Source organism: Clavibacter sp. MX14-G9D (assembly GCF_032917815.1).
GTDB classification, from domain to species: domain Bacteria; phylum Actinomycetota; class Actinomycetes; order Actinomycetales; family Microbacteriaceae; genus Clavibacter; species Clavibacter michiganensis_K.
Genome location: NZ_JAVCVL010000190.1, coordinates 1 through 5,153, shown reverse-complemented (window position 1 = coordinate 5,153; position 5,153 = coordinate 1). Strand labels below are relative to the sequence as shown.

General features: G+C 74.8%; 5 protein-coding genes and 1 pseudogene. 2 read left to right on the top strand and 4 right to left on the bottom strand.

Annotation, left to right across the window (positions count from 1 at the left end):
* Window positions 1–750 (bottom strand): LysE/ArgO family amino acid transporter (locus Q6969_RS12745; RefSeq protein WP_317230766.1); only part of this gene is annotated, 750 nt, incomplete at its 3' end.
* A 68-nt stretch (window positions 751–818) separates the two neighbouring features.
* On the opposite strand from Q6969_RS12745, the gene Q6969_RS12740 reads away from it, so the two are divergent.
* A complete protein-coding gene (locus Q6969_RS12740; protein WP_317230765.1) occupies window positions 819–1,715 on the top strand; it encodes a LysR family transcriptional regulator ArgP in 897 nt (298 codons plus the stop codon).
* Between the two features lie 33 nt (window positions 1,716–1,748).
* Here Q6969_RS12740 and Q6969_RS12735 read toward each other — a convergent pair whose 3' ends face one another.
* From Q6969_RS12735 to Q6969_RS12725, 3 genes are all read right to left on the bottom strand, one after another.
* Entirely contained in the window at window positions 1,749–2,408 is a 660-nt protein-coding gene (locus Q6969_RS12735) for an ABC transporter permease subunit (protein ID WP_317230764.1), read from the bottom strand.
* 1 nt (window position 2,409) lies between these two features.
* The gene (locus Q6969_RS12730) at window positions 2,410–3,423 is read right to left on the bottom strand and encodes a methionine ABC transporter ATP-binding protein (RefSeq protein ID WP_317230767.1); all 1,014 of its coding nucleotides are present in this window, start codon (window positions 3,421–3,423) and stop codon (window positions 2,410–2,412) included.
* 83 nt (window positions 3,424–3,506) lie between these two features.
* On the bottom strand, window positions 3,507–4,439 hold the full coding sequence (locus Q6969_RS12725; protein WP_317230763.1) for a MetQ/NlpA family ABC transporter substrate-binding protein: 933 nt from the start codon (window positions 4,437–4,439) through the stop codon (window positions 3,507–3,509).
* A 491-nt stretch (window positions 4,440–4,930) separates the two neighbouring features.
* On the opposite strand from Q6969_RS12725, the pseudogene Q6969_RS12720 reads away from it, so the two are divergent.
* Window positions 4,931–5,153, top strand: a pseudogene (locus Q6969_RS12720) (hypothetical protein); the annotation flags it as partial.

Here is a 5,153-nt window from a genome sequence, read left to right as displayed (position 1 = left end):
GGCGGCGGCCTCGGCGTCGGAGCCGGCGCCGGAGCCCGCGCGCCGACGCCGGAACCGGGACCCCGCGGCGACCGCTCCCGCGAGCGCCAGGCAGACCGCCGTGGCGACGAGGATCCGCGCGGCCTCCGCGAGCTCCTCCGGCACGAGCGGCAGCAGGATCTGCACGGCCAGCACCAGCATCACGGCGGCGATCACGGTGTCGAGGACCCGCCAGGCCGCCGGACGAGCGAGCACGGGCGCGAACACGCGCGCCGCGGTGGCGAGGAGCGTGAACCAGACGCAGCTGGCGACCATGGCCCCGATGCCGAACGCCCAGCGGCCGTCGCCGTGGCCCGCGGCGACCGATCCGACGAGGAGGACCGTGTCGAGGTAGACGTGCGGGTTCAGCCAGGTGAGCGCGAGGCACGCGGCGACCACGGCGCCGAGCGCGCGCGGCGCCGACGCGGCGACGGCGAGGCCCGCGGGCGCGACGGCGCGGAGCAGGGACAGCGCCGCGTACCCGGCGAGGAAGCAGGCGCCGAGGATGCGGATGACGACGATCGCCACCGGGGCGGCCTCGATGACCGCGCCGACCCCCGCCACGCCCAGCCCGATGAGGATCACGTCGCAGACCGCGCAGATGAGGACGACCGCGAGGACGTGCTCGCGACGCGTGCCCTGCCGCAGGACGAAGGCGTTCTGCGCGCCGATGGCGGCGATGAGGGAGAAGCCGAGGCCGAAGCCGGAGAGGGCGTGCGCGAGCGGGTGCATGCCCCCACGGTAGGCATCGGCCGGGCATCAGGCCAGCTCACGTCCTTGGAGCACCATTAGCATCGCTGATGATGGACATCCGCACCGAGCACCTGCGCACCCTGGCCGCCGTCATCGACGCGGGCACGCTCGACGCGGCCGCCCGAGCGCTGCGGCTGACGCCGTCCGCGGTGAGCCAGCGCATCACGGCGCTGGAGCGGAGCGCGGGCCGCGTGCTCCTGCGCCGCACCCGGCCCGCGACCACCACCGAGGCCGGCGACGCCGTCCTCCGGCACGCGCGGCAGGTGCTGCTGCTCGAGCGCGACCTCGACGGGCTCCTCGGCCCAGGCGACGGGGACACCCCGCGCGCCGGCACCGCGGCCGTGCCCGTCGTCGTGAACGGGGACTCGCTCGCGTCCTGGCTGCTGCCCGCGTTCGCCGCCCTCGCCGCCGAGACCGGGCAGGCCGTCGAGGTCCTCCGGGAGGACGAGCACCACTCGCTCGACCTGCTGCGCGACGGCACCGCCATGGCCGCCGTCACGAGCGTGCGCGACCCCGTGCAGGGATGCACCTCGGAGCGGCTCGGCCGCATGCGGTACCGGGCGCTGGCGACGCCCGCGTACCGCGACGCGCACCTGCCCGACGGGCCGACGCCCGGCGCGCTGGCGACCGCGCCCCTCGTCATGTACGACCGCAAGGACGCCATGCAGGACCGCTGGCTCCGCGGCCGGCGCGCGCCCGCCGGCCAGCCGCGGCACTACGTGCCCTCGTCGGCGGAGTTCGTCACGGCGGTCACGCTGGGCATGGGCTGGGGCATGCTGCCCGACCTCCAGGCCGAGGAGCTCGTGCGCCGGGGCGTGCTCGTGCGGCTCGACGAGGCGTCCCACGTGGACGTGGCGCTGCACTGGCAGCGCTGGAGCGTCGACTCCCCCGTGCTCGCCGACCTCACCCGGCACGTGCGCGCCGCGGCCGCCTCGCTGAGGTAGCGAGGCGGCCGCGGCGGGGGACGCGCGGGAGGATCAGCGCCGCAGCGCCGCGCGCGCCAGCCGGTTGCCGATGAACTGCACCACCTGCACGAGCACGATGATGATGAGCACGGCCGACCACGTCACGACCGGCTCGAACTGCCGGTAGCCGTAGACGATCGCGAAGTCGCCGAGCCCGCCGCCGCCGACCGCGCCCGCGACGGCCGTCATGTCGACGATCCCGACGAAGACGAACGTGTAGCCGAGGACCAGCGGGCCGAGCGCCTCCGGGATCAGCAGGGTGACGACGATCCGCACCGGGCTCGCGCCCACCGAGCGGGCCGCCTCGATGACGCCGGGCTGCACCGTGAGCAGGTTCTGCTCGACGATGCGGCTGATCGCGAACGACGCCGCGAGCGACAGGGTGAAGATGATCGCCGGCTGCCCGATGCCGCTGCCGGTCGCGAGCCGGGCGAGGGGCTGCGCGGCGACCAGGAAGATGATGAACGGGATCGGCCGGAAGGTGTTGACCACCACGTTCAGCACCGCGAACACGGGCCGGTTGGCGAACAGGCTGCCGGCGCGCGTCAGGTACAGGCCGAGGCCCATGACGAGGCCGCCGAGCCCGCCGAACAGGAGCGTGAGCAGCACCATCGTGAGCGTCTCGACCGTGGCGCGGCCGAGGAGGGGCAGGAGCGGGGTCAGCGCGTCCATCTCAGACCACCTCCGTCACGGTGACGCCGGCGCGGTCGGCGGCGAGCACCTCGTCGATGCGCGCCGGGTCGCCGGTGAGCGCGAGGGTCAGGTTGCCGAAGGTGCGGCCCTGGATGTCGGTGATGCCGCCGTGGACGACCTCGAGGGCGATGCCGGCGCCCGCGAGCGCCCGGAACACCTCCGTCTGCGTCGCCCCGCCGTCCGCGAAGGACAGCGTGACGAGGCGGCCGGGGTGCCGGGCGCGGAGCCGGGCGACCTCGTCGGCCTCGGGCACGCCCGCGACCACGGTGGACACGAAGCGGCGCGCGGCGTCGCTCGACGGCCGCGAGAACACGTCGAACACCTCGCCCTGCTCGATGACGCGGCCGGAGTCCATCACGGCCACGCGGTCGGCGATGGACTTGATGACCTCCATCTCGTGCGTGATGACGACGATGGTGACGCCGAGCTCCTCGTTGACCCGGCGGAGGAGAGCCAGGACCTCGCTCGTGGTCTCCGGGTCGAGCGCGCTCGTGGCCTCGTCGGCGAGGAGGATCGCGGGGCTGGTCGCGAGCGCCCGGGCGATGCCGACGCGCTGCTTCTGGCCGCCGGACAGCTCGTCCGGCCGGGCGTGCGCCTTGTCGGCGAGGCCGACGAAGTGCAGGAGCTCGCTGATGCGGCGCTGCTGCTGGTCCTTCGGCATGCCCGCCACGGACAGCGGGTACGCGACGTTGCCCCACACGGTCTTCGAGGTGAAGAGGTTGAACTGCTGGAAGACCATGCCGATGCCGAGCCGGAGCCTCCGGAGCTCCCGCTCGGGGAGGTCCTGGATCTCGCGCCCGTCGACCGAGACGGTGCCCGACGTCGGGAGCTCGAGCGCGTTCACGAGCCGCACGAGCGTGCTCTTGCCGGCACCCGAGTAGCCGATGATGCCGAACACCTCGCCGCGGCGGATGTCGAGGTCGACGTCCGCGAGCGCGTCGAGGGCCGGCTCGCCCTTCGCGCGCGGCGGGTACCGCTTGCCGACGCCCCGCAGGGAGACGTGCGGCGCGACGGGATCCCCGTCCCGGGCGGGACGGGGATCGGCGTCGGGACCGGAGCCCGCGGGACGGGCGTCCGTCACTCCGCCGCCTTGCTCGCCGCGACGTCCTCCTCGGTGGTGGCGAGGATGCTCCGCAGCTCGTCCGCCGGGGTCTTCAGCGGGACCGCGGTGCCGCCCGAGTTCTCGACGAGCGCGTCGATGACGGCCGGCGTGTCCTCGAAGATGCGGGCGAGCTCGAGGTACGTCTCGTTCGACGCGTCGTCCCCGCGGGCGGCGAAGACGTTGACGTAGGCGAGCGAGGCGGGGTCGCTCGGGTCGTCCTGCGCGATGGCGTCGTCGGAGGTGAGGCCGGCGTCGGGGACGAAGTCGTTGTTGATGATGACGGCGTCCGCGTCGGGCAGCGACGTGGCGGTGAGCGCCGCGTCGACCGTGGTGACCGTGACCTTCGAGGCGTCCTGGTCGATGTCGTCGAGCGTGGAGATGCTGGATCCGCCGCCCTCGAGGGTGACGAGGCCGGCGCTCTGGAGCACCAGGAGGCTGCGGGCGAGGTTCGACTCGTCGTTGGGGACGACCACCGTGCCGCCCTCGGGGATCTCGTCGACCGACGCGTGCTTCGAGGAGTACAGCGCCAGGGGGTAGATGGCCGTGGCGCCGACGGGCGTGAGGTCGTCGCCCGCGCCCTCGTTGTACTGCGCGAGGTAGACGAGGTGCTGGAACTGGTTGAGGTCGATCTCGCCCTCGGACAGCGCCGGGTTCAGCTGCGTGTACTCGGAGAAGTTGACGACCTCCACGTCGATGCCCTCCTCCTTCGCCGCGTCGACGAAGGGCTGCCACTGCGGGTCGCTCGCGCCGACCACGCCGATGCGGACGGCCTTGCCGCCGCGGTCGAACGCGCCGGTCGCGAAGAGGACGGCCGCGACGACGGCGAGGACGACGACGACCGCGCCGATGATGAGGCCGAGGCGGTTCCGCCGCTTCGGGGCGTCGATCAGGGGTGCCTGGGTGGTCATGGGGATCCTCTCGGTGGTGCGGGAGCCGGTGCTGTCCGGGTGGTGCGGGGGGCGGGGTGCCTGGTGCGGGGTGCGGGGTGCGGGGAGCCTGGTGCGTGCAGGGGCTGGTCGAGCGGACGCGGCGCGCGGACGGCCGTCCGGGTCGGGTCCGGGCGATGCGACGGCACGCGGAGCGGCACCCGGATGCGGGACCCCTGCGCCGATGCCGAGCGGCGCGCGCGGGCGGCTCCGTGCCGCGGATGCGGTGCGGGACGCCGGCGCCGACCGGTCGCCGCGGCCCTGCAGCACCTCGACGGTAGGCGCGGGGGCGGTCGCGTGTCGAACCGGGGCGTAACACGGGGACACCGCGAGGACATCGCGGGAACGCCGCCGGGACGACGCGACGGGGCCATCGCGGGATCCCTCCGGATGCCGCGGCGGGGTCCGCGGGCCGTCCCCCGCTCCCCTGCCCCCGCCCGATGTGGCAGGGTCGGCGGAGGAGGAGGTGCTCCATGCACCAGGACGGCGACGACGCGGTCGAGGATCTCGGCGCGCTGCCGGACGCGGAGCTCCGCCGCCGCGTCTACGCGCAGGGCGCCGACGAGTCGGACGAGCGCTGGATCCGCGCCGCCGCCGAGCTCGACCGCCGCGAGCGCGCGGCCCGGGGCGAGTCCCCGGACGACGATCGCGGAGCCGGGGCCGGGCTCCCGGGCACCGAGCACCGGACCGAGGCCG